This is a genomic window from Pseudomonas wenzhouensis (genome assembly GCF_021029445.1).
Lineage (GTDB): Bacteria > Pseudomonadota > Gammaproteobacteria > Pseudomonadales > Pseudomonadaceae > Aquipseudomonas > Aquipseudomonas wenzhouensis.
Window position 1 is genome coordinate 1,372,088 of the sequence record NZ_CP072610.1, and the last position, 21,130, is coordinate 1,393,217.

Sequence of the window (21,130 nt, forward strand, 5' to 3'; positions counted from 1 at the left end):
GTCTCAATGCAGCGCCAACGAGGGGTTCAGGCCCAGGTAGTCGAGCAGGATGCGTCCGCTCTCTGCCAGGTAGGCGTCGTCTTCCGGCGTGCTCTTGTCATCGGCAAGGGGCAGCGCGTCTTCGTCTTCCTTTTCCAGTTCCTTGAGCGGCTCTTCGCCCTTGGCCTGGCGGCGGTTGTTCTCCAGCGCCAGTTGCTTGGCCTCGACTTCGGCCTGACGTGCCCGGCGGGTCTGCTCGTTGAGGCTGACGGTGGTTTCGGCCATCAGCTTCTTGGCCAGGGTCAGGCGATCACGGGTGAAGACGAAGTCCGGATCCTGGGCGGTGCGCTGCTCATGGCGGGCCTTGAGCTCGCTCAGGAACGGCTTGATCGGGTCCAGCTCGGGTTTGATCGCCGGGCGGATGCTGTCCCAGGGCAGAGCAGCGGGCAGTGCGCTTTCGCCGATGTCCTTGGTGTCCATCACGTCCGGGTAGGTGATATCCGGGATCACGCCTTGATGCTGAGTGCTCTGGCCGGAGACGCGATAGAACTTGGCCAGGGTCAGTTTCAGCTCGCCATGGTTGAGCGGCTGGATGGTTTGCACCGTGCCCTTGCCGAAGGTCTGGCCGCCGAGAATCAGCGCGCGGTGATAATCCTGCATGGCGCCGGCGAAAATTTCCGAGGCCGAGGCGGACAGGCGGTTGACCAGCACGGCCAGTGGGCCGCTGTAGTAAACGCTCTTGTTCTCGTCGGCGAGCACGTCGACACGGCCGTCGGCATTGCGTACCAGCACGGTGGGGCCTTGTTCGATGAACAGGCTGGTCAGTTCGGTGGCTTCCTGCAGCGAGCCACCACCGTTGTTGCGCAGATCGATGACCACGCCGTCGACCTTCTCGGCCTGCAACTCGTCGAGCAGGCGTTTGACGTCACGGGTGGTGCTCTTGTAGTTCGGGTCGCCCGCGCGGAAGGCCTTGAAATCGAGGTAGAAGGCCGGCAGCTCGATGACGCCGAGCTTGTAATCACGGCCTTCGTGCTTGAGTTGCAGTACCTTCTTCTTGGCGGCTTGCTCTTCCAGTTTCACCGCTTCACGGGTGATGGTGACCACCTTGCTGGTCTGGTCGCTGGGCGGATTGCTGGCCGGAATCACTTCCAGACGCACGGTGGAGCCTTTCGGGCCACGGATCAGCTTGACCACTTCGTCCAGGCGCCAGCCGATCACATCGACCATCTCGTCATTGCCCTGAGCCACACCGACGATCTTGTCGGCCGGTGCGATCTGCTTGCTCTTTTCGGCCGGGCCGGCAGGCACCAGACGCACCACCTTGACATGCTCGTTGTCGCTTTGCAGGACGGCACCGATGCCTTCGAGCGACAGGCTCATGTTGATGTCGAAGTTTTCCGCATTGTCCGGTGACAGATAGGTGGTGTGCGGATCGTAGGTGGTGGCGAAGGCGTTGATGTAGGCCTGGAACACATCCTCGCCACGGGTCTGCTTGAGGCGCGCCAACTGGTTCTTGTAGCGCTTGGTGAGCAGTTCCTGGATGTCCTTGGTTTCCTTGCCGGCAATCTTCAGGCGCAGCACTTCGTCCTTGACGCGTTTGCGCCAAAGGTCGTCCAGCTCGGCACGATCCTTGGCCCAGGGCGCTTTCTCGCGGTCGATCTGCAGCTCTTCATCGATGCTGAAATCGATCTTGTCGACGCCCTTGTCCAGCTCGGCCAGCGCATAGTTCAGGCGCTCTTCCATGCGGCTCAGGTGGCGGCGGTAGATGGTGAAGCCGGGTTCGAGGTCGCCGCTTTTCAGCAGGTCATCGAAGCGGGTGCGCCACTGGTTGAATTCGGCAATGTCAGCCGCAGTGAAATAGCTGCGCGATGGATCGAGCAACTTCAGGTAGTTGTCATAGATCTGAATCGAGCGCTCATCATTGAGCGGCGGCTTGTTGTAGTGATGGCGGCGCAGCAGCTCCACTACGTTGAGGCTGGCAATCACCTGCTCGCGATCCGGCTGCAGATAGTCCCAGCTGGTCGCTGTGGTGGTCTTGGCCGCCAGCGGCAGGGCACTGAGGCCGAGTACGAGGGCGAGGGCGGTGCTTGCTAGAGAGCGCTTCATGCTGATTCGACGTAGTGGCAGGTGATAACGCATATTAGGCCGTATTTGAGGGCGCCAGGTTCCGTTGGCGCTAGGCGAAAGCCCGGCGGTCAGCGCCGGGCTCGGTTCACTTGCACTATGGAGGCAGCATGAAGGCATTGCAAGGCGTCGGAGGTCATGCGCAGTGGCTGGAGCAACCGGCACAGGTCTGTGACGCGGGGCAGATTCGGGTGAAGGTCGCGGCTGCCGGACTCAATCGGGCTGACCTGTTGCAGCGCGCCGGGCTCTATCCGCCACCGCCTGGTGCCAGCCAGGCACTGGGCCTGGAATGTTCCGGGGTGGTGGTCGAAGTGGGCGCCGGCAGTGCCTGGCAGGTGGGTGATCGTGTGTGCTGCCTGCTGGCGGGGGGCGGCATGGCCGAGGAGGTGGTGCTCGATGCGCGCCACGCGATGCCGGTGCCCGAGGGGCTGAGCCTGGTCGAGGCGGCGGTGGTGCCGGAGGTCTATGCGACAGCCTGGCTCAACCTGTTTCAGCTTGGCGCCCTGCGCCCCGGCGAGAAGGTGCTGCTGCATGCCGGCGCCAGTGGTGTCGGTTCGGCGGCCATCCAGCTGTGCAAGGCGTTCGGCAGCCCGTGCTGGGTCAGTGTCGGCTCCGCCGAGCGCCTGGCTTACTGCGAGACACTGGGCGCGCAGGGCGGTGTTCTGCGTGGCGAAGACTTGCAGGCGCTGCGTGACTTCGCGCCGTTCGATGTGATTCTCGATCCGGTCGGCGGGCAGTATGCGGCGCTCAATCTGGCCTTGTTGGCGCTGGACGGACGCTGGATCAACATTGGCCTGATGGGCGGGCGCGAGGCCTCGCTGGACCTGGCACAGGTGCTGGGCAAGCGCATTCAGCTGACCGGTTCGACCTTGCGCAATCGCGACGATCAGTTCAAGGCTGACCTCTTGCGCGATCTGCAGCAACAGGTCTGGCCGTTGTTCGCCGAAGGGCGTCTGAAGCCGCAACTTGAGCGCAGTTTTGCCATCGAAGACAGTGAAACGGCGTTCCAGACACTCGCCGGTAACCAGGTCGCGGGTAAACTGGCGCTGCTGATTGACCCCAGCCTGGCCTGAGCCAGTGCTGCAGCCCGCGCCTGACGTGGGCTGTGCTATCGATTGGTGCATTCAATCGATATCATGGCTGTAATCAATAAGCTTTTTTTCGTTAGGTGGCTAATATAGCGACCGCAAAGTCCTAACCCTCACAGCAACTTCACTAGGAGTCAGAGATGTCCCTCATCAACACTCAGGTTCAGCCGTTCAAGGTCAACGCTTTCCACGCTGGCGAGTTCATCGAAGTCACCGAGCAGTCCCTGAAGGGCAAGTGGTCCGTACTGATCTTCATGCCGGCTGCCTTCACCTTCAACTGCCCGACCGAAATCGAAGACGCTGCCAACAACTACGCCGAGTTCCAGAAGGCTGGTGCCGAGGTCTACATCGTGACCACCGACACCCACTTCTCGCACAAGGTATGGCACGAAACTTCGCCGGCCGTTGGCAAGGCTCAGTTCCCGCTGATCGGTGACCCGACTCACCAGCTGACCAACGCGTTCGGCGTGCACATTCCGGAAGAAGGCCTGGCGCTGCGCGGCACCTTCATCATCAACCCGGAAGGCCAGATCAAGACCCTGGAAATCCACTCCAACGAAATCGCTCGTGACGTGTCCGAGACCCTGCGCAAGCTGAAGGCTGCTCAGTACACCGCCGCTAACCCGGGTCAGGTTTGCCCGGCCAAGTGGAAAGAAGGCGAAGCCACTCTGGCGCCGTCGCTGGATCTGGTTGGCAAAATCTAAATCTGCCAACTTCCTTTCCGGCCTGTCTCAGGTCGGAAAGGACCCTTTTGCGCTGTTTGGGCCATTAACCGGCCCTTGTGGTGCCCGATGCCCGGGCGCGATCCGTTCGGTCATTTTATTGCCCGAATTTTCGTATTTGAGGAATTTCCGCCATGTTGGACGCCAATCTGAAAGCCCAGTTGAAGGCCTATCTGGAGAAGGTCACCCTGCCGTTCGAGATCGTCGCGTCCCTCGATGACAGCGCGAAATCTCAGGAGTTGCAGGGCCTGCTGCAAGACATCGTCGGCCTGACCGACAAGATTACCCTGAAGACCGACGGCAACGATGCCCGCCGTCCGTCCTTCGCCCTGAATCGTCCGGGCGAAGACACCGGTGTTGCCTTTGCCGGTATCCCCATGGGCCACGAGTTCACCTCGCTGGTGCTGGCCCTGCTGCAGGTCGGTGGCCATCCGTCGAAGCTCGATGCCGACACCATCGCGCAGATCAAGAGCATCGAAGGCAAGTTCGAGTTCGAGACCTACTTCTCGCTGTCCTGCCAGAACTGCCCGGACGTGGTCCAGGCGCTGAACCTGATGGCCGTGCTCAACCCCAATATCCGCAACGTCTCCATCGACGGTGCGCTGTTCCAGGAAGAGGTCGAGCGCCGCCAGATCATGGCTGTGCCGAGCATCTACCTGAACGGTGAGGTCTTCGCTTCCGGTCGCATGGAAGTGAAGGAAATCCTCGCCAAGATCGACACCGGCGCGGCCAGCCGCGATGCCGATAAGATGAGCGCCAAGGACGCCTTCGACGTGCTGGTAGTCGGTGGTGGCCCGGCCGGTGCTGCGGCCGCGATCTATGCCGCACGCAAGGGCATTCGTACCGGCCTCGCCGCCGAGCGCTTCGGTGGTCAGGTGCTGGACACCATGGCCATCGAGAACTTTATCTCGGTGAAGGAAACCGAAGGCCCGAAACTGGTGCGCGCCCTGGAAGAACACGTCAAGGAATACGAAGTTGACGTGATGAACCTGCAGCGTGCTTCGGCCCTGGTGCCGGCCAGCAGCGAAGGTGGCCTGCATGAGGTGAAGTTCGACAACGGCGCGTCGCTCAAGGCCAAGACCGTGATTCTCTCCACCGGCGCGCGCTGGCGCGAGATGGGTGTACCTGGCGAGCAGGAATACAAGGCCAAGGGCGTGTGCTTCTGCCCGCACTGCGACGGCCCGCTGTTCAAGGGCAAGCGCGTGGCGGTGATCGGCGGTGGTAACTCCGGCGTTGAAGCCGCGATTGACCTGGCCGGTATCGTCAGCCATGTGACTCTGCTGGAGTTCGCCGACACCCTGCGTGCCGACGCCGTGCTGCAGAAGAAGCTGGCCAGCCTGGCCAACGTCACCGTGATCAAGAGCGCGCAGACTACTGAGGTCAAGGGCGACGGTCAGAAGGTCACCGGTCTGGTGTACAAGGATCGCACCACCGAAGAACTGCACACCGTCGAGCTGGAAGGCATCTTCGTGCAGATCGGCCTGCTGCCCAACAGCGACTGGCTCAAGGGTACGCTCGAACTCAACCGCTTCGGCGAGATCATCGTCGACAGCAAGGGCGCAACCAACATTCCTGGCGTCTTTGCAGCGGGCGACGTGACCACTGTGCCGTACAAGCAGATCGTCATCGCCATTGGCGAGGGCTCGAAGGCTTCGCTGAGTGCCTTCGATCACCTGATCCGTCATAGCTGATCGGCTGCGCTAGAAACGAAAGGCCACCCCTCAGGGTGGCCTTTTTTGTGGGTGCGCCAGGCATGGCGCGTAGCGCCGTGACTGGCGCTGTTCGGTTCACTGTGGTGGTGAACCGGACGACTTGGAGGTGAAAGTCCTCTGCACGCCCGGCAAGGGGAAGTGCTAGCGGAAGGCAAGGGTGTCGCGAACGGGTGAAAAGCCTGCTACGTGCTAGGCGGGGTAGTCAGCTGACCTGGCTGATCGAGCGGCTCAACCCGGTTCTGCGTGGCTGGAGCAGCTACTTCAAGCTGAGCCAGAGCAAGCGGCCTGTGGAAGAGCTGGATGGCTGGGTGCGGCGGTTGCTGCGCAATGTGCTGTGGCGGCACTGGAAACGACCGGTTACCCGGGCACGCAATCTGATGCGGCTGGGCTTACCGGAGGAGCGGGCCTGGAAGTCGGCCACCAACGGGCGCGGCCCCTGGTGGAACGCCGGCGCCTTGCACCTGCGGCAGGCGCTGCCGAAGAAACGCTGGTATGCGCTTGGACTGGTGTCAATACTGGATACGATCACTCGGCTTAGCCGTATGGCCTGAACCGCCGTATACGGAACCGTACGTACGGTGGTGTGAGAGGACGGCAGGGGCGACCCCGCCTCCTACTCGATCCGCTGCTCATCCATCTACGGTGAGCGGCTTGCGTAGGGTGCGCCGCGCGCACCAATACTTAGATACCGCGGCATAGGTGCGCACGGCGCACCCTACAGGAGGGCCCCTCAGCGCTTCAGGCCACCCAGGGTCAGCGGCATCTGGCGGTTCACATCCTTGTACAGCAGGTAGCGGAAGCGGCTCGGGCCGCCGGCGTAGCAGGCCTGCGGGCAGAAGGCGCGCAGCCACATGAAGTCGCCGGCTTCGACTTCGACCCAGTCCTGGTTCAGGCGGTACACCGCCTTGCCTTCGAGCACGTACAGGCCGTGTTCCATGACGTGGGTTTCGGCGAAGGGGATTACGCCGCCCGGTTCGAAGTTGACGATGTTGACTTGCATGTCATGGCGCATGTCGCTGATCTCGACGAAGCGCGTGGTGCTCCAGCGGCCTTCGGTGCCGGGCATGACGATGGGCTCGATGTCCTGCTCGTGGGTGACGAAGGCTTCCGGATACGGCACGCCTTCGACCGGTTGGTAGGCCTTGCGCAGCCAGTGGAAGCGCACGGCTTCGCTGCCGTTGTTGCGCAGCGACCAATCGCTTTCTGGCGGAATGAAAGCGTAGCTGCCCGGGCGCAGGGCGTGCTGGGCGCCGTTGAGGGTCAGGTCGCAGGTACCTTCGACGACGAAGATCACGCCTTCGGCGGTCGGGTCCAGCTCAGGCTTGTCGCTGCCGCCGTTCGGGCCGACTTCGACGATGTATTGCGAGAAGGTTTCGGCGAAGCCGGTCAGCGGGCGGGCGATGACCCACATGCGCATGTTGTCCCAGAACGGCAGGTGGCTGGTGACGATGTCACGCATCACGCCTTTGGGGATCACGGCATAGGCTTCGGTGAACATGGCGCGGTCGGTCAGCAGTTGTTCCTGACCGGGATGGCCGCCATGCGGGGCGTAGTAGTAGGGCGTTTTGCTCATCGAGAAGGTGCCTCGGCGGGTGAATGGCGCAGGGTGCTGTCCCTGCGCGGAAATTTGACTCCCGTGCACTATAGAAAGTCGCAGCTCGATTCGGAAATTAAATAGTAGAATGCCTGTCAGTGGGTTTCGTGATGGGTGGCAATATGCTCGATCCGGTGCTGTTACGCAGTTTTCTCACCGTGGTGCAGACCGGTGGTTTTACCCGCGCGGCGGCCAGCCTGCACCTGACGCAGTCCACCGTCAGCCAGCAGGTGCGCCGTCTGGAAGAGCAGCTCGGCGCCGAGCTGCTCGACCGTAGTGGTCGCTATGTGGTGACCACCACCGAGGGCGAACGCCTGCTCGGTTACGCCAACCGCATCGTCGCACTGATGGATGAAGCCATGCTGGCGCTGGGGCAGAGCGCGGTGGAGGGCGAGGTGCGCCTTGGCGTGCCGGACGATTTCGCCGCCAACAGCCTGACGCCCTATCTGGCCGATTTCGCCGACGCGCATCCGGGCATTCGCCTGGAGATCACCAGCGGCCTCAGTCATGACGTGTGGCGCGCGTTCAATGCCGGCGAACTGGACCTGGCGTTGATCAAGCAGCGTGCCGGCAGTGCCAAGGGCCTGGCCAGTTGGGCCGAACCGCTGGCCTGGTTGGATAGCCGCGCGCGCCCGGTGCTGGCGCGCAATCCGGTACCGCTGGCGGTGTTCCCGCCCAATGGGCTGTACCGCCTGGAGATGACTCACGCGCTGGACGCCATGGGCAAGCCCTGGCGCATCGCCTATGTCAGCAGCAGTTTGCCCGGCGTCAGCGCCGCTGCCGAAGGCGGGCTGGGTCTGACCCTGTTGCCGCGTCGCTTGATCACTGCCGAGCACCGTGAACTGGGTGAGGCCGAAGGCTTCGCCCCGGTGGCGCCGGTGGAGGTGGCCCTGCACGCGCGCAACCAGTTGCCCGGTTACGCGCGCGAATTGGCGGCGGCGTTGATCGAGGCCTGCGAAGGGATCATGAGCCCGTAGTCGGGTAGGGTGCGCTGTGCGCACCTTGGAACCCCAGGGCTTCGCTTTGTTTACCTGGCGCGTCAGATAGGGCTGGTGCGCACAGCGCACCCTACAGGCCCGGATCAGCGCCAGCTGAGTATCGGCCAGCCGGCCTGTTCGGCGTGGGCGCGCAGGGTCGGGTCGGGATTGACGGTGAAGGGCTTGTCCACCCGTTGCAGCAGCGGCAAGTCATTGCGCGAGTCGGAGTAGAAGCTGGCACCGGCCAGGCTTTCGCCCTGTTCAGCCAGCCAGGCTTCGAGGCGGGTGACCTTGCCTTCGCGATAGGTCAGCACGCCCTGGGTGCGGCCGGTGTAGAAACCGTGTTGCTGTTCCAGATCGATGGCCAGCACTTCATCGATGCCGAAGCGTTCGGCAATGGCGCTGACCAGAAAGTGCGCCGAGGCGGAGATCACCAGCAGGCGATCGCCAGCGGCGCGGTGCGCAGCCAGGGTGCGGCTGGCGTCGCTGTAGAAGATCGGCTCGATCACGTCCTCGACGAAGGGCTCGACCACACGGGCGACCTCCTCGGGCGTGCGACCGACCAGCGGCGACAGGGTGAAGGCCATGTAGTCCTCCATGGCCAGGGTGCCGGCAGCGTACTGGCGCATCAGCTCCTGTTCGTGGGCGATGAAGGAGTCGCCATCGGCCCAGCCGATTTTCACCATTTCCTGCGTCCACAGGCTGGCGCAATCGCCGTGAATCAGCGTTTCGTCAAGATCGAAAATCGCCAGGGCCATCACGCCACCTCCCGGATCGCGTCGGCATCGATGTTCAGGCTGACGCGCTGGCCAGCCGCGTGCAGGTCTGCAGCCGAGCGGTTGAGTACATCCACCAGCAGCTCCACGCCACGGGCCTCGACGCGGTAGCGGATGACGTTGCCGAGCAGGCTGTGACTGACAATGGTGCCCTCGATCCCCTGAGCCGCGATTTGGATGGCTTCCGGGCGAATCGCCACGCGGCTGTTCACCGGGCGCAGCAGCAGGCGGCTGGCAGCATCGGCGTCGAGCAGGTTGTAGTTGCCGATAAAGCCAGCGGCGAAGGCATCGGCCGGTGCGGTGTAGAGGGTTTCGGCATCGCCGCTCTGGACGATGTTACCGCCGTTCATCAGCACGATGCGGTCGCTCAAGACCAGCGCCTCTTCCTGATCGTGGGTGACGAAAATGGTGGTCAGGCCCAGCTCGCGCTGGATGGCACGAATCTGCTCGCGCAGGTGTTTGCGGATGCGCGCATCCAGCGCCGACAGCGGTTCGTCGAGCAGCAGCAGGCGTGGGCGTGTGACCAGCGAGCGGGCCAGGGCCACGCGCTGGCACTGGCCGCCGGAAAGCTGGTGCGGATAGCGCCCGGCATAGTCGTTCAGCTCCACCAGCTCCAGCGCCTCGGCGACGCGCTTGCTGGCCTCGGCAGGCGGCACCTTCTGCATGCGCAGGCCGAAGGCGACGTTCTGCGCCACGGTCATGTTGGGGAACAGCGCGTAGCTCTGGAACACCATGCCGATACCGCGTTTCTGCGGCGGCATCGGGACCAGATCCTCGCCACCCAGCAGGATCTGCCCGCCATCGACCGCAGTCAGGCCGGCGATGCAGCGCAGCAGGGTGGACTTGCCACAGCCGGAGGGGCCGAGCAGGGTGATGAACTGGCCCTGGCCGATCTCGATATTGATGTCGGTGAAGATCCGCGTTGGGCCGTAGCTTTTGTGCAGGTTCTGGATGTGCAGAAAACTCATGATTTGTCCTTGTTCAGACGGTTGGCTGCCCAGGTCATCAGCAGCACGAACATGAAATAGGAGATCACCAGGGCGCTGGTGAAATGGCCGCTGTCGTTGCGCATGTTGTACAGGTACACCTGTAGCGTCTCGTAGCGGCTGCCCACCAGCAGGTTGGCGAAGACGAATTCGCCGAACAGGAAGCTGAAGGACAGAAACACCGACACCATCAACCCCTTGCGCAGGTTCGGCAGCACCACCATAAAGGCCGCACGCCAGGTGCTGGCGCCGAGCAGGTGGGCGGCGTCCATCAGGTCGCGCAGGTTGATTGCCTGCAGGTTGTTGCTGATAGCGCGGTACATGAAGGGCAGGGCGATGGTGAAGAAGCAGCCGATCAGAATCCATGGCGTACCGAGAATCGGCAGCGGGCCGGCGGCGAACAGCTGCATCAGCCCCACCGAAGACACCACCGGCGGAATGGCGAACGGCAGCAGAATCAGCACGTTCATCACCGCGTCGAGCTTGGGGAAGTGGTAGTTGACCACGAACAGCAGCGGCAGGATCAGCAGCAGGGACAGCGCCAGGGCGCCAAAGCACACCAGCAGCGAGCGACCGAAGGCGGCGAGAAAGCGCGCATCGCTCCACAGCGCCACGTACCACTTGAAGGTGAAGCCGCTGGGCAGGACGGTCGCCGACCAACTCGTGGACAGCGAATACACCAGGGTGCCGAGCAGCGGAAGCAGCAGGATCAGAAACAGCAGGTAGACCACCAGTTGGTGGAACAGCGGCGAGCGTTTTTCAGCGGGCGACATGGTAGCTCCGGCGCAGCAGCCATTGGTGGACGATGGTGATAAGGGTCATCAGGCCGACCAGCACCATGGCCAGGGCGCTGGCCATGTTCGGGTCGAGGAAGATGTCGCCGGAGACCATCGCCGCGATACGGATCGGCAGGATGTTGAAGTTGCCGGTGGTCAGCGCATACACCGTGGCATAGGCGCCCAGGGCGTTGGCCAGGAGGATGACGAAGGTGCCGAGCAGCGCCGGGGTCAGTACCGGCAGGCCGATATGCCGCCAGAACTGCCAGTTGCTCGCGCCCAATAGCTCGGCCGATTCGCGCCAGTCTTCACGCAGGGCGTCGAAGGCCGGATAGAGCAGCAGCACCCCCAGGGGAATCTGGAAGTAGGTGTAGAGCACGATCAGGCCGGTCTTGGAGTAGAGGTTGAAGTCCTCGATCACGCCCATCTGCTTGAGCAGGATGGTCAGCGCGCCGTTGAAACCGAGCAGGATGATGAAGGCGAAGGCCAGCGGCACGCCGGAGAAGTTGCTGGTCATGTTGGAAAAGGCCATGACGAAATCACGCAGGCGGCTGCTGACCTGGCGCAGCGAATAGCTGCCGATGATGGCGATGACGATGCCGAACAGGCTCGACCAGAAGGCCACCTCCAGGCTGTGGCGCATGGCCTGACGATAGAACGCCGAGGAAAACGCCTGCTGGAAATTGCCCAGCCCCCAGCCTTCGGTGGTGTTCAGGCTGTTGCTCGCCACCCAGGCCAGCGGTGCGATCTGGAAGGCGAAGAAGAACAGGGCGAAGGGTACCAGGCACAGCAATGCCCAGCCCTTGCTGGAAATGGTGGACTTCATGCAAGCAGCTCCCTGCACCAGGGTTTGTCGTGAGCCACGCCGAGCAACTGACAGAGGGTGCCGCACAGTTCGGTCTGTTGCGGGCGGGCCGCTGGGTCGAGGCTGAACGCGCTGCCGAGGACGATCAGCGGCACTTCGCGCTCTTCCGGCAGCACGCCGTTATGGCTACGGTCGTTGTTCATGCCGTGGTCGGCGGTCACCAGAATCTGGTAACCGGCGTCGAGCCAGGTCTGGATGTATTCGGCCAGCAGCACGTCGGCCATGCGCGCGGCATTGCGGTACTGCGAGCTGTCGAGGCCGTGCTTGTGGCCGGCGTCGTCGATGTTCATCGGGTGTACCAGCAGCAGGTTGGGGCTATGGCGCTGACGCAGGCTGTCGGCATCGGCGAACAGGTGCGAATCCGGGTAATGGTCGGCGTAATAGAAGTGGCCCTGCTGAATCGGCAGCGATTCATCGCTGGTGTGACGGTCGCGCGCAGCCTGGAAGGGCGCGCGGTTGTACAGCTCGCTGACCCAGTGATAAGCCGCAGCGGCAGTGCTCAGACCGGCATCACGGGCGTAGTGAAAGACGCTGCGCTGATTCGACAGACGCACCACATCGTTGTTGACGATGCCGCTGTCGATGGGCGCCACGCCGGTGAGGATGCATTCGTAGAGCGGACGGGACAGTGCCGGCAATGCGCAATCGAGCTTATATAGTGCGGCACGCCCGGCCTGGCAGTAAGCCAACAGGTGCCCCAGCGCATGCTGGGCCACCTGATAGCTCAGGCCATCCAGTACCACCAGGATGACGTTGTGTTTCATCTACTTCTCTCGTTCGGTCGTAGCCCGGATGCAATCCGGGGGCTTACTTGACGATTGCCCCGGATTTCATCCGGGCTAAGGATCAATGGTGGCGCGGCCGCATCAATTCATATTGATGATCACGTGCTCCTGCCACAGGCGCGGCAGCATCTTGGAGGTATTCTCCCAGGCAGCAGCATCCTTGATCGGCTGAACATTGGCGTACTGCTCCTGCGGCAGCAGCTTGGCCTGCACTTCAGGCGGCATGTCGATATGTTCGGCGCGGATCGGGCGGGCATTGCCCTTGGCCAGGTTGATCTGCCCGGCATCGCTCAGGATGTACTCGCGGGTCAGCTTGGCGGCATTGGGGTTCTTCGCCCACTTGTTGATGATGGTGCTGTAGCCGGAGATCACCGAACCGTCGGACGGGATCAGCACCTCGAAGCGCTCGGGGTCGATCTGGTCGCGGTAGCTCAGGCCGTTGAAGTCCCAGACGATACCCACTTCCACTTCACCCTTTTCCAGGGTCTGGATGGTCGGGTTGGCCAGCGACAGGCGGCGCTGCTTGGCCAGTTCGCCGTAGAAGTCCAGCGCCGGCTGGATATTGCTCTCGTTGCCACCCATGGCGATGGCTGCGGCCAGTACGCCGTTCACGGCTTGCGCGGCGGTGCTCACGTCCCCGGCAGAGACCTTGTAGGTGCCGGTCTTGAGGTCAGCCCAGGAACGCGGAATATCCTTGACCAGCTGCTTGTTGACGATGAAGGCGATGGAGCCGGTATAGGCCAGCATCCAGTGGCCATCTTCATCCTTGGCCCAATCCGGAATCTGCGCCCAGGTGCTCGGTTTGTAAGGCTGAGTCACACCTTGTTGTACGGCGATGGGGCCGAAGGCGGCGCCGACGTCACCAATATCGGCAGTGGCGTTTTCCTTCTCGGCGGCGAACTTGGCGATTTCCTGCGCCGAGCTCATGTCGGTGTCCTGGTGCTTGAGGCCATAGAGCCTGGTCAGGTCGGCCCAGGTGTCTTTCCAGTTGGCCCAGCTGTCGGGCATCCCCACGCTATTCACCGCGCCTTCGGCGCGTGCGGTCTGTTCCAGCGCCTGCAAGTCGGTGCCTTCGGCCATGGCAGAGGTCGCCAGGGCGATGGCCGAGCCCATCAGTGAAGCCAGCAGCAGTTGTTTCATTGGAAACTCCTTTGCGGTGAGAGTGTTGGTCTAGATCAGCAATACCCGAGCCAATCTAAGCACCTTCGATGACAGTTTTATGTCCGAGCAAGGTTGATGGATGTCCAGTTGCAGTCAGTTGGCGCGCTCATCAAGCGTAGACCATGGATAAGTGGCTGATTTGATGGGCTGTGAACAAATGTGACGGTGGCATGTGGTGTGCTTGCAGCACGACTGTCATCTGTCAGTCATCTAGACTGCCTAGTCTTGTAGCCCATCTGAGCGAGTGATTGTTGCCCTGTAATGGGGCTGGACTAGTCCAAAAGGGGAAGTGTTGATGCGCGAAGCAGCGCCGCGGGCCGTCACCCTCATCTGTAGCGCCTTGCAGGAGCAGATCGACCGTGGTTTGTTGCCTGCCGGCAGCAAGTTGCCGGCCGAGCGCAAACTCAGTGAGTTGTTCGATACCACGCGCATCACCCTGCGCGAGGCGCTGGGCCAACTGGAGGCGCAGGGGCTGATCTATCGCGAGGAGCGTCGGGGCTGGTTCGTTTCGCCGCAGCGGGTGGTCTACAACCCGCTGGTGCGTACTCACTTTCATGCCATGGTTGCCGAGCAGGGGCGTGTGCCGGCGACCGAGGTGCTGAGTGCGCGCCTGCTGCCGGCCAGTGCGCATATCTGTCAGGTGCTGGAGCTGCCGGCACTGTCGAGCGTCTATCAGGTGTGCCGTGCGCGGCGTATCGACGGGCGTTTGGTGCTGTATGTCGAGCACTACCTCAACCCGGCCTACTTTCCCGGCATTCTCGAGTTCAACCTGACGCGCTCGCTGACCGACCTGTATGCCAGTGAATACGCTATTCGTTATGGTCGGGTGCGCTTCGAGATGGTGCCCACCGCGTTGCACGCCGAGGCCGCGGCCTGCCTCAAGGTGGCGGCGGGCAGCCCGGCGCTGCGCATCACCCGGGTCAATCGTGACCAGCATGGGCGCATCATCGACTGTGATCTGGAGTTCTGGCGCCACGACGCCATTCACGTCAGCGTCGAGGTGCCGGAGTAGCGGGTTGTGTCCGTGCCGTTGTCAGCAGCAGATTATTGGCGACCCAGTGCCAGGCAGGACGGCTCGTAGTTCTGCTGGCAGGCACTCTGGTACAGGCGTTTGGCCTGGTCGGGGTCGCGTGGTACGCCGCCTTCGCCGCGACGGTAGAGGTTACCCAGCACATGCTGGGCCATCGGGTTGCCGGCAGCGGCAGACTGGTTGAGGTACTTGAGCATGTTCTGCTGGTTGGCCAGTTCCGGCGCATCACGGCCGGTGTAGAGGTAGGCCAGGCTGACGGCCGCCATGGCGTGACCCTTGTCGGCAGCCTGCTTCCACCAGTACTCGGCCTGCCTGAGGTTCTTTTCCGGCTGGCCGACGAAATAACTGCTACCCAGCTGGAACTGGCTGTCCAGATCGCCGCGTTGCGCCTGCTGGCGCAGTTGCTCCTGTTCGCTCTGGGTGACGGGTTGTTCGACCTGTGTTTGTGTGTCCGGCGCGGCGGTATCGGGTTCACGCCCGGCACAGCCTGCCAGCAACGCCAGGGCGAGCAGGGCAGTGGTGGCATGACGCAGGTTGAATGGGCTGGGCATGGCAGAGGGCTCCGTAGGCGATAAACAGGTAAGTCGCTATTAGGCTCACCTTGACCACCTTAGTTCGTTCTGGCCGATCAGTCTGTCGTTGGCGGCTTCACAGGCGCGCCATGAGCTGCAATCCTGAGTGCTGATTTCGCTTATGGGGCAGTCATGAAGATCAGTGCGGATTTCGACAGTGGCAACATCCAGGTCATCGATGCCAGTGACCCGCAGCGCGTGCTGCTGGCCATGCGCCCGGACCTCAACAGCCATCATTTCCAGTGGTTTCACTTTCAGGTCGATGAGCTGCAGCCTGGCCAGCGTTATGGCTTCTGTCTGAGCAATGCCGGGCAGTCGGCCTACAACCGCGCCTGGGACGGTTACCAGGCCGTGGCCAGTTACGATCAGCGGGACTGGTTTCGCGTGCCGACCCGTTTCGAGGACGGTCAGTTGCATTTCCAGTTGCAGGCCGAGCAGGCGAGCGTGCGCTTCGCCTATTTCGAGCCCTACCCGCGAGCGCGCCATGAACGCCTGATCGCCACGGCGCTGGAGCGCGGCGCCGAGCTGGTGGCCAGCGGCAGAAGCCTGGAGGGCCGCGATATCCAGCTCCTGCGCATTGGTGGCCAGCCCGGCGCTGCACGCAAACTGTGGATCATCGCCCAGCAGCATCCCGGCGAACACATGGCCGAATGGTTCATGGAGGGGCTGATCGAACGTCTGCAGAATCCGCAGGATGCCGAGATGACCGCGTTATTGAAGCACGCCGAGTTCTATCTGGTGCCGAACATGAACCCGGACGGTGCCTATCGCGGCCACCTGCGCACCAATCATGCCGGGCAGGACCTCAATCGTGCCTGGCAGTCGGCCAGCTCCGAGCGCAGCCCGGAAGTGCTGTTCGTGCTGCAACACATGCAGCGCATCGGCGTTGACCTGTTCCTCGATATCCACGGTGACGAGGAAATTCCCCATGTGTTCACTGCCGGCTGCGAGGGCAACCCCGGGTACAGCCCGCGACTGGCAGCGTTGGAAGAGGACTTTCGCCGCTGCCTGGTCGGTATCGGCGCGGAGTTCCAGACCCGCTTCGGCTACCCGCGTGACGAGCCCGGCCAGGCCAATATGACCCTGGCTTGCAACGCTGTGGGTGAGGCCTTCGACTGCCTGTCGTTCACCATCGAAATGCCGTTCAAGGATCACGACGACAACCCGCAGCCACGTACGGGCTGGAACGGTGCGCGTTCACAGAAGCTGGGACAGGATGTGTTGAGCGTGCTGGCGCAGATGGTCGCGACCCTGAGGTAGGCAGTACCGCTTCGTCACGCAACAAGTCGCACCTTGCGAGCCATGCAGTGGTACAGCGCCCATCCCGCGAAGGCAGCGGGGGAGACAGACAAAAAAAGCCCGTCACGAGGACGGGCGTAAAGTGCCGTAAACACACAGGAGTCAATAGGACGCAGTGATGCGTCCGCTATTACAGAAGCGACAGCGGGTAGTTGATGATCAGGCGGTTCTCGTGCAGATCCTGGCCCGCGTCGCGACGCACATCGGAGTTGCGCCAGCGGATGCTCAGGTTCTTCAGCGTGCCTTCCTGGATGGTGTAGGCCAGCTCGGATTCGCGGCCCCATTCCTCGGCGTTCTCGCGGGTTTTCACGCCATTGGTGTAGACGTCGATGTTGCTACCGCTGACGTAACGGTTCATCAGGGTCAGGCCCGGAATGCCGAGGCCGGCGAAGTTGTAGTCATGGCGGATCTGCCAGGAGCGCTCTTCCGGGTTGTCATAGCTGTTGGTGAAACCGTCGTTGACCAGGGTGCCGCCGCTGGCGCCGTCGATACGCATGAACTTGGTGTCGCCGCTGAGCTTTTGGTAGGCAACCATGAAGCTGTTGTTGCCGGTCTTGGCCGTGAGCGCGCCTTGATAGACCTTGTTGTCCAGGTTGCCGGCCTTGGCCGCACCTTCTTCCTTGCCGGTGACGTAGCCGAGGTTGGCGCCCAGTACCCAGTCACCGACCGCTTGGCTGTGGGTCAGTTGCACGTAGCTCTGCTGATAGACGTCTTCCAGGCGTGCGTGCCAGACGCCGACCATGGTGTTGTTGCCGTTGAAGCGGTATTCACCACCGCCGAAGTTGAAGTCATCACCCTCTACACCACCGAAAGACATCTCCTCACGGCTGGCATCGTTGCGCTGGCTGTTCTTCCAGAACTGGCCACCGTACAGGGTCAGACCGTCGATCTCGTTGGAGGTCAGCTGGGCACCCTGGAAGGTTTGCGGCAGCGAACGGCCATCGTCGGCCCGCAGGATCGGCAGCACGGCGAACCACTCGCCGACCTTTAGTTCGGTCTTGGAGAGCTTGGCTTTGGCGGCTACGGCGGTGCGGCCGAACTGATCAGCCGCCTGGCCGTCATTGTGGATCGGCATCAGTTGGGTATTGGCGGCGCCGCGGTTGCCGTCCAGCTTGAGGCTGTACAGGCCGAGCACATCGAGGCCAAAGCCGACGGTGCCTTCGGTGAAGCCGGAGCGTGCATCGAGAATGAAGTTCTGCGTCCAGCCTTCGGCCTGGCCCTGGCGCTCACGATTGTTTGCCGGGCCGATCATCGGGTCGGTGCCATTGAGGTAGTTACGGTTGAAGTAGTAGTTGCGCAGGCCGAGGGTGACCTTGGCGTCTTCGACGAAGCCGGCGGCGTGCGTGGCTGTTGGCATAACCAGGGCCAGAGCCGTGCTGCCGAGCAGGGCCAATGGAACGATGTTGCGTGCGGTCATTGTTGTTGTGCTCCCAGTTTTTGAACGAACCATCCCCTGCCGATCGTTTGTCGACCGGCATCATGGAGAGGCTGTTGGTTGCCCCGTGGGGCAGGCCGGCCAGACGCGACCGGTCATTGCCGTTGGCTGGTATCAGCCGCCGGCGAATCCGGTTCTGTGGCGTGTGGCGGCGATGGCTGCCTGGCAGGCAAGGGGCTGCTGCGCTGAGGGAGAGGCGAGGGTAGTCATGTTCTGGCCCTGATTCTTGTTGTTATTGTTGTCATATGTCGTCATACAACTGTGTGGATTATCAACAGCCTTTTTATCGCTTGTCAACGCATGGCTAGACGAAAGTCTGAGCCTATGATCGTGCTTTTAGGGGCTTGAAGTGAGAGCGGAGGGTGCGACATGGGGCTTGTACGGCCGTTATCGGTAATTGTTGTTGTGCGACAACGTATGACTTTTCAGGTCGATCATGGGCATGTTCATGGCGCATTGCCTGAGAGGGATCGGTCGGAAGGTGGGGCTGCGGTGCCCGTGTACCAAGGGCGCAGCGCTCAACGATTGGCCGGGCGTTAGGCGGGCGCTTGGGCAGGTTTATCCGACTGCGGGCATGGAGCCACGGAGCGGATGCAATCCGGGCGCTTTGGCCAGCGCCGCGGATTTCACTCAGGTTGCGGGGGGCGAACCTGTAGGCGGGTGGAAGCCGCCAGCCTCATGTGGCCGTGGCGGCTGGCTTTGAAGTGATGCGCCGCATGGCGCGGCTGTAGCCGCGCCATGCCGAGGATCAGCCGCGATAATAACGCTGCGGCACGAACGGGGTCTTGGCGACCTTCATGGCAATACGCTTGCCGCGCACCACGGCCCAGACGTCGCTGTCGATAGCGGTATGGCTGGCATTGACGTAACCCATGGCCACTGGCGCGCCAAGAGTCGGGCCGAAGCCGCCGCTGCTTACCTGGCCAATCACGCTGCCGTCGGCATCGACGATTTCCGCGCCTTCACGCACCGGTACACGCTCCTGCGGCAGGAGGCCGACGCGCTTGCGCGCCACGCCTTTCTGCTGCTGCTCGAACACGCGCTCGGCGCCCGGGAAGTTGCCGGCACGCTCGCCATCGGCGCGGCGCACCTTGGAGATGGCCCACAGCAGGCTGGCTTCGATCGGTGTGGTGGCGCTGCTCATGTCGTGGCCATAGAGGCACAGGCCGGCTTCCAGGCGCAGCGAGTCACGCGCGCCGAGGCCGATGGCTTCGACTTCCGCTTCGGCCAGCAGGCTGCGCGCCAGGGCTTCGGCCTGATCCACGGCGACGGAAATCTCGAAACCGTCTTCGCCGGTGTAGCCGCTGCGGCTGACGATGCACTCGCTGCCCAGCAGGCGCACGCGGGCCACCTGCATGAAGGTCATCTTGCTCACTTCCGGGGCCAGGCGGGCCAGTACGTCGGCCGCTTTCGGGCCTTGCAGGGCGAGCAGGGCGCGCTCCTCGAACAGGCACTCGATCTGGCACTGCTCGCCGATGTGCTTCTGCAGGTGGGCCAGGTCCTGATCCTTGCAGGCGGCGTTGACCACCAGGTACAGGGTGTCGTCACCCAGATTGGCGACCATCAGGTCGTCGAGGATGCCGCCATGGGCATCGGTGAACATGGCGTAGCGCTGCATGCCCAGCGGCAGGTCGATGATGTCCACCGGCACCAGGGTTTCCAGGGCGCGCGCGGCGTTTTCGCCACGCAGCAGGATCTGGCCCATGTGCGAGACGTCGAACAGGCCGGCGGCCTCACGGGTGTGCAGGTGTTCCTTCATTACGCCCAGCGGATATTGCACGGGCATGTCATAGCCGGCGAAGGGCACCATGCGTGCACCGAGTTCGATGTGCAGGGCGTGCAGGGGCGTCTTGGCGAGAGTTTCAGTGGTCATGTCGGTTTCCTGTTGGGTGCGCCGCGCGCACCGGTTGGGGCCGCTGTGCGGCCCGTTGTACGTTGGGTATCAGTCAGCGTAGACCGGGAAGGTGGCGCACAGGTCGGCAACCTGGCCGCGCACGCGCTCGATCACGGCCGGGTTTTCCAGGTCATCGAGGATGTCGCAGATCCAGCCGGCCAGGGTGCGGCACTCGCCTTCCTTGAAGCCGCGAGTGGTCACCGCCGGGGTGCCGATACGGATGCCGGAAGTGACGAACGGCGATTGCGGATCGTTCGGCACGGCGTTCTTGTTCACCGTGATGTGGGCATCGCCCAGCGCCGCGTCGGCCGCCTTGCCGGTCAGGCCCTGCTTGACCAGGCTGATCAGCATCAGGTGGTTGTCGGTACCGCCGGAGACCACGTCATAGCCGCGTTCGACGAACACCGCGGCCATGGCGCGGGCGTTGTCGATCACTTGCTGCTGGTAGGTCTTGAAGCCTGGCTCCAGCGCTTCCTTAAAGCACACCGCCTTGGCCGCGATGACGTGCATCAGCGGGCCGCCCTGGGCGCCGGGGAAGACGGCGGAGTTGAGCTTCTTCTCGATCTCCTCGTTCTTGCGCGCCAGGATCAGGCCGCCACGTGGGCCGCGCAGGGTCTTGTGGGTGGTGGTGGTGACGACATCGGCGAACGGCACCGGGTTGGGGTACAGACCGGCCGCGACCAGGCCGGCAACGTGAGCCATGTCGACGAACAGCAGGGCACCAACCTTGTCGGCAATGGCGCGGAAACGCGGGAAGTCCAGCACGCGCGAGTAGGCCGAGAAACCGGCGACGATCATCTTCGGCTTGTGCTCGACGGCCAGGCGCTCGACTTCGTCGTAGTCGATCAGGCCGTTCTCGTCGATGCCGTACTGCACGGCGTTGTACAGCTTGCCCGAGGACGACACCTTGGCGCCGTGAGTCAGGTGGCCGCCATGGGCCAGGCTCATGCCGAGGATGGTGTCACCGGCGTTGAGCAGCGCCAGGTACACGGCACTGTTAGCGGAAGAGCCCGAGTGCGGCTGGACGTTGGCGTAGTCGGCGCCGAACAGCTGCTTGGCGCGCTCGATGGCCAGTGCCTCGACCTTGTCCACATGCTCGCAGCCACCGTAGTAGCGCTTGCCCGGATAGCCTTCGGCGTACTTGTTGGTCAGGCCGCTGCCCTGCGCCTGCATGACGCGCTGGCTGCAGTAGTTCTCCGAGGCGATCAGCTCGATGTGGTCTTCCTGGCGCTGTTCTTCGGCCTGGATCGCCGCGAGCAGGGCATCGTCATAACCCTGGAGTTGGTCGTGCTTGCTGAACATGGTGAGGCCCTCTTTATCGTTTTTCTCGGGATGAAGTCAGCCCGCCCCGATGA

18 protein-coding genes and 1 pseudogene are annotated in these 21,130 nt (G+C 62.9%); 7 read left to right on the top strand and 12 right to left on the bottom strand.

Features of this window, described 5'->3' with window-relative positions; genetic code table 11:
• Window positions 1-3: 3 nt before the first annotated feature.
• Window positions 4-2,085 (bottom strand): carboxy terminal-processing peptidase, encoded by a 2,082-nt coding sequence (locus J7655_RS06295; RefSeq protein WP_230927031.1) that lies wholly within the window; start codon window positions 2,083-2,085, stop codon window positions 4-6.
• Window positions 2,086-2,213: 128 nt separating this feature from the next.
• On the opposite strand from J7655_RS06295, the gene J7655_RS06300 reads away from it, so the two are divergent.
• The 4 genes and pseudogenes from J7655_RS06300 to J7655_RS06315 form a co-directional block, all read left to right on the top strand.
• The gene (locus J7655_RS06300) at window positions 2,214-3,176 is read left to right on the top strand and encodes a zinc-binding dehydrogenase (protein WP_230927032.1); all 963 of its coding nucleotides are present in this window, start codon (window positions 2,214-2,216) and stop codon (window positions 3,174-3,176) included.
• Window positions 3,177-3,331: 155 nt separating this feature from the next.
• Window positions 3,332-3,895, top strand: coding sequence for an alkyl hydroperoxide reductase subunit C (ahpC, locus tag J7655_RS06305; RefSeq protein ID WP_230927033.1), 564 nt, complete (start codon window positions 3,332-3,334; stop codon window positions 3,893-3,895).
• Window positions 3,896-4,047: 152 nt separating this feature from the next.
• The gene (gene ahpF / locus J7655_RS06310; RefSeq protein WP_230927034.1) at window positions 4,048-5,604 is read left to right on the top strand and encodes an alkyl hydroperoxide reductase subunit F; all 1,557 of its coding nucleotides are present in this window, start codon (window positions 4,048-4,050) and stop codon (window positions 5,602-5,604) included.
• 182 nt (window positions 5,605-5,786) lie between these two features.
• Window positions 5,787-6,176: pseudogene (locus J7655_RS06315) on the top strand (group II intron maturase-specific domain-containing protein); the annotation flags it as partial.
• A gap of 179 nt (window positions 6,177-6,355) precedes the next feature.
• Here the strand turns inward: J7655_RS06315 and J7655_RS06320 are convergent.
• The gene (locus J7655_RS06320) at window positions 6,356-7,198 is read right to left on the bottom strand and encodes a bifunctional allantoicase/(S)-ureidoglycine aminohydrolase (protein WP_230927035.1); all 843 of its coding nucleotides are present in this window, start codon (window positions 7,196-7,198) and stop codon (window positions 6,356-6,358) included.
• Between the two features lie 143 nt (window positions 7,199-7,341).
• Between J7655_RS06320 and J7655_RS06325 the strand changes: the two genes are divergently transcribed.
• Window positions 7,342-8,196 (top strand): LysR substrate-binding domain-containing protein, encoded by an 855-nt coding sequence (locus tag J7655_RS06325; protein WP_338052738.1) that lies wholly within the window; start codon window positions 7,342-7,344, stop codon window positions 8,194-8,196.
• A gap of 104 nt (window positions 8,197-8,300) precedes the next feature.
• Here the strand turns inward: J7655_RS06325 and J7655_RS06330 are convergent, their stop codons facing one another.
• The 6 genes from J7655_RS06330 to J7655_RS06355 all read right to left on the bottom strand — a co-directional run bounded on the left by J7655_RS06330 (window position 8,301) and on the right by J7655_RS06355 (window position 13,524).
• A complete protein-coding gene (locus J7655_RS06330) occupies window positions 8,301-8,954 on the bottom strand; it encodes an HAD family hydrolase (protein WP_230927037.1) in 654 nt (217 codons plus the stop codon).
• The gene (locus J7655_RS06335) at window positions 8,954-9,940 is read right to left on the bottom strand and encodes an ABC transporter ATP-binding protein (RefSeq protein ID WP_230927038.1); all 987 of its coding nucleotides are present in this window, start codon (window positions 9,938-9,940) and stop codon (window positions 8,954-8,956) included. The genes J7655_RS06330 and J7655_RS06335 overlap by 1 nt, the downstream gene beginning before the upstream one ends.
• Window positions 9,937-10,731 (bottom strand): ABC transporter permease, encoded by a 795-nt coding sequence (locus J7655_RS06340; RefSeq protein ID WP_230927039.1) that lies wholly within the window; start codon window positions 10,729-10,731, stop codon window positions 9,937-9,939. Before J7655_RS06340 ends, J7655_RS06335 begins: the two co-directional genes overlap by 4 nt.
• Window positions 10,718-11,560, bottom strand: a complete 843-nt coding sequence (locus J7655_RS06345) for an ABC transporter permease (RefSeq protein WP_230927040.1) — start codon at window positions 11,558-11,560, stop codon at window positions 10,718-10,720. The genes J7655_RS06340 and J7655_RS06345 overlap by 14 nt, the downstream gene beginning before the upstream one ends.
• Complete coding sequence (locus J7655_RS06350) at window positions 11,557-12,363, bottom strand: alkaline phosphatase family protein (RefSeq protein WP_230927041.1); 807 nt, start codon at window positions 12,361-12,363, stop codon at window positions 11,557-11,559. The genes J7655_RS06345 and J7655_RS06350 overlap by 4 nt, the downstream gene beginning before the upstream one ends.
• A gap of 102 nt (window positions 12,364-12,465) precedes the next feature.
• Entirely contained in the window at window positions 12,466-13,524 is a 1,059-nt protein-coding gene (locus J7655_RS06355) for an ABC transporter substrate-binding protein (RefSeq protein WP_230927042.1), read from the bottom strand.
• Window positions 13,525-13,840: 316 nt separating this feature from the next.
• Between J7655_RS06355 and J7655_RS06360 the strand changes: the two genes are divergently transcribed.
• On the top strand, window positions 13,841-14,557 hold the full coding sequence (locus J7655_RS06360; protein ID WP_230927043.1) for a UTRA domain-containing protein: 717 nt from the start codon (window positions 13,841-13,843) through the stop codon (window positions 14,555-14,557).
• 32 nt (window positions 14,558-14,589) lie between these two features.
• Here J7655_RS06360 and J7655_RS06365 read toward each other — a convergent pair whose 3' ends face one another.
• Window positions 14,590-15,126 (bottom strand): tetratricopeptide repeat protein, encoded by a 537-nt coding sequence (locus tag J7655_RS06365; protein ID WP_230927044.1) that lies wholly within the window; start codon window positions 15,124-15,126, stop codon window positions 14,590-14,592.
• A gap of 153 nt (window positions 15,127-15,279) precedes the next feature.
• Here J7655_RS06365 and J7655_RS06370 point away from each other — a divergent pair, with 153 nt between their 5' ends.
• Window positions 15,280-16,407, top strand: coding sequence for a M14 family metallopeptidase (locus J7655_RS06370; protein ID WP_230927045.1), 1,128 nt, complete (start codon window positions 15,280-15,282; stop codon window positions 16,405-16,407).
• 169 nt (window positions 16,408-16,576) lie between these two features.
• Here J7655_RS06370 and J7655_RS06375 read toward each other — a convergent pair whose 3' ends face one another.
• From J7655_RS06375 to glyA, 3 genes are all read right to left on the bottom strand, one after another.
• Window positions 16,577-17,863, bottom strand: coding sequence for an OprD family porin (locus tag J7655_RS06375; protein ID WP_230927046.1), 1,287 nt, complete (start codon window positions 17,861-17,863; stop codon window positions 16,577-16,579).
• A 766-nt stretch (window positions 17,864-18,629) separates the two neighbouring features.
• The gene (gene gcvT / locus J7655_RS06380; RefSeq protein ID WP_230927047.1) at window positions 18,630-19,754 is read right to left on the bottom strand and encodes a glycine cleavage system aminomethyltransferase GcvT; all 1,125 of its coding nucleotides are present in this window, start codon (window positions 19,752-19,754) and stop codon (window positions 18,630-18,632) included.
• Between the two features lie 69 nt (window positions 19,755-19,823).
• Complete coding sequence (gene glyA, locus J7655_RS06385; protein ID WP_125875167.1) at window positions 19,824-21,077, bottom strand: serine hydroxymethyltransferase; 1,254 nt, start codon at window positions 21,075-21,077, stop codon at window positions 19,824-19,826.
• Window positions 21,078-21,130: the final 53 nt, after the last annotated feature.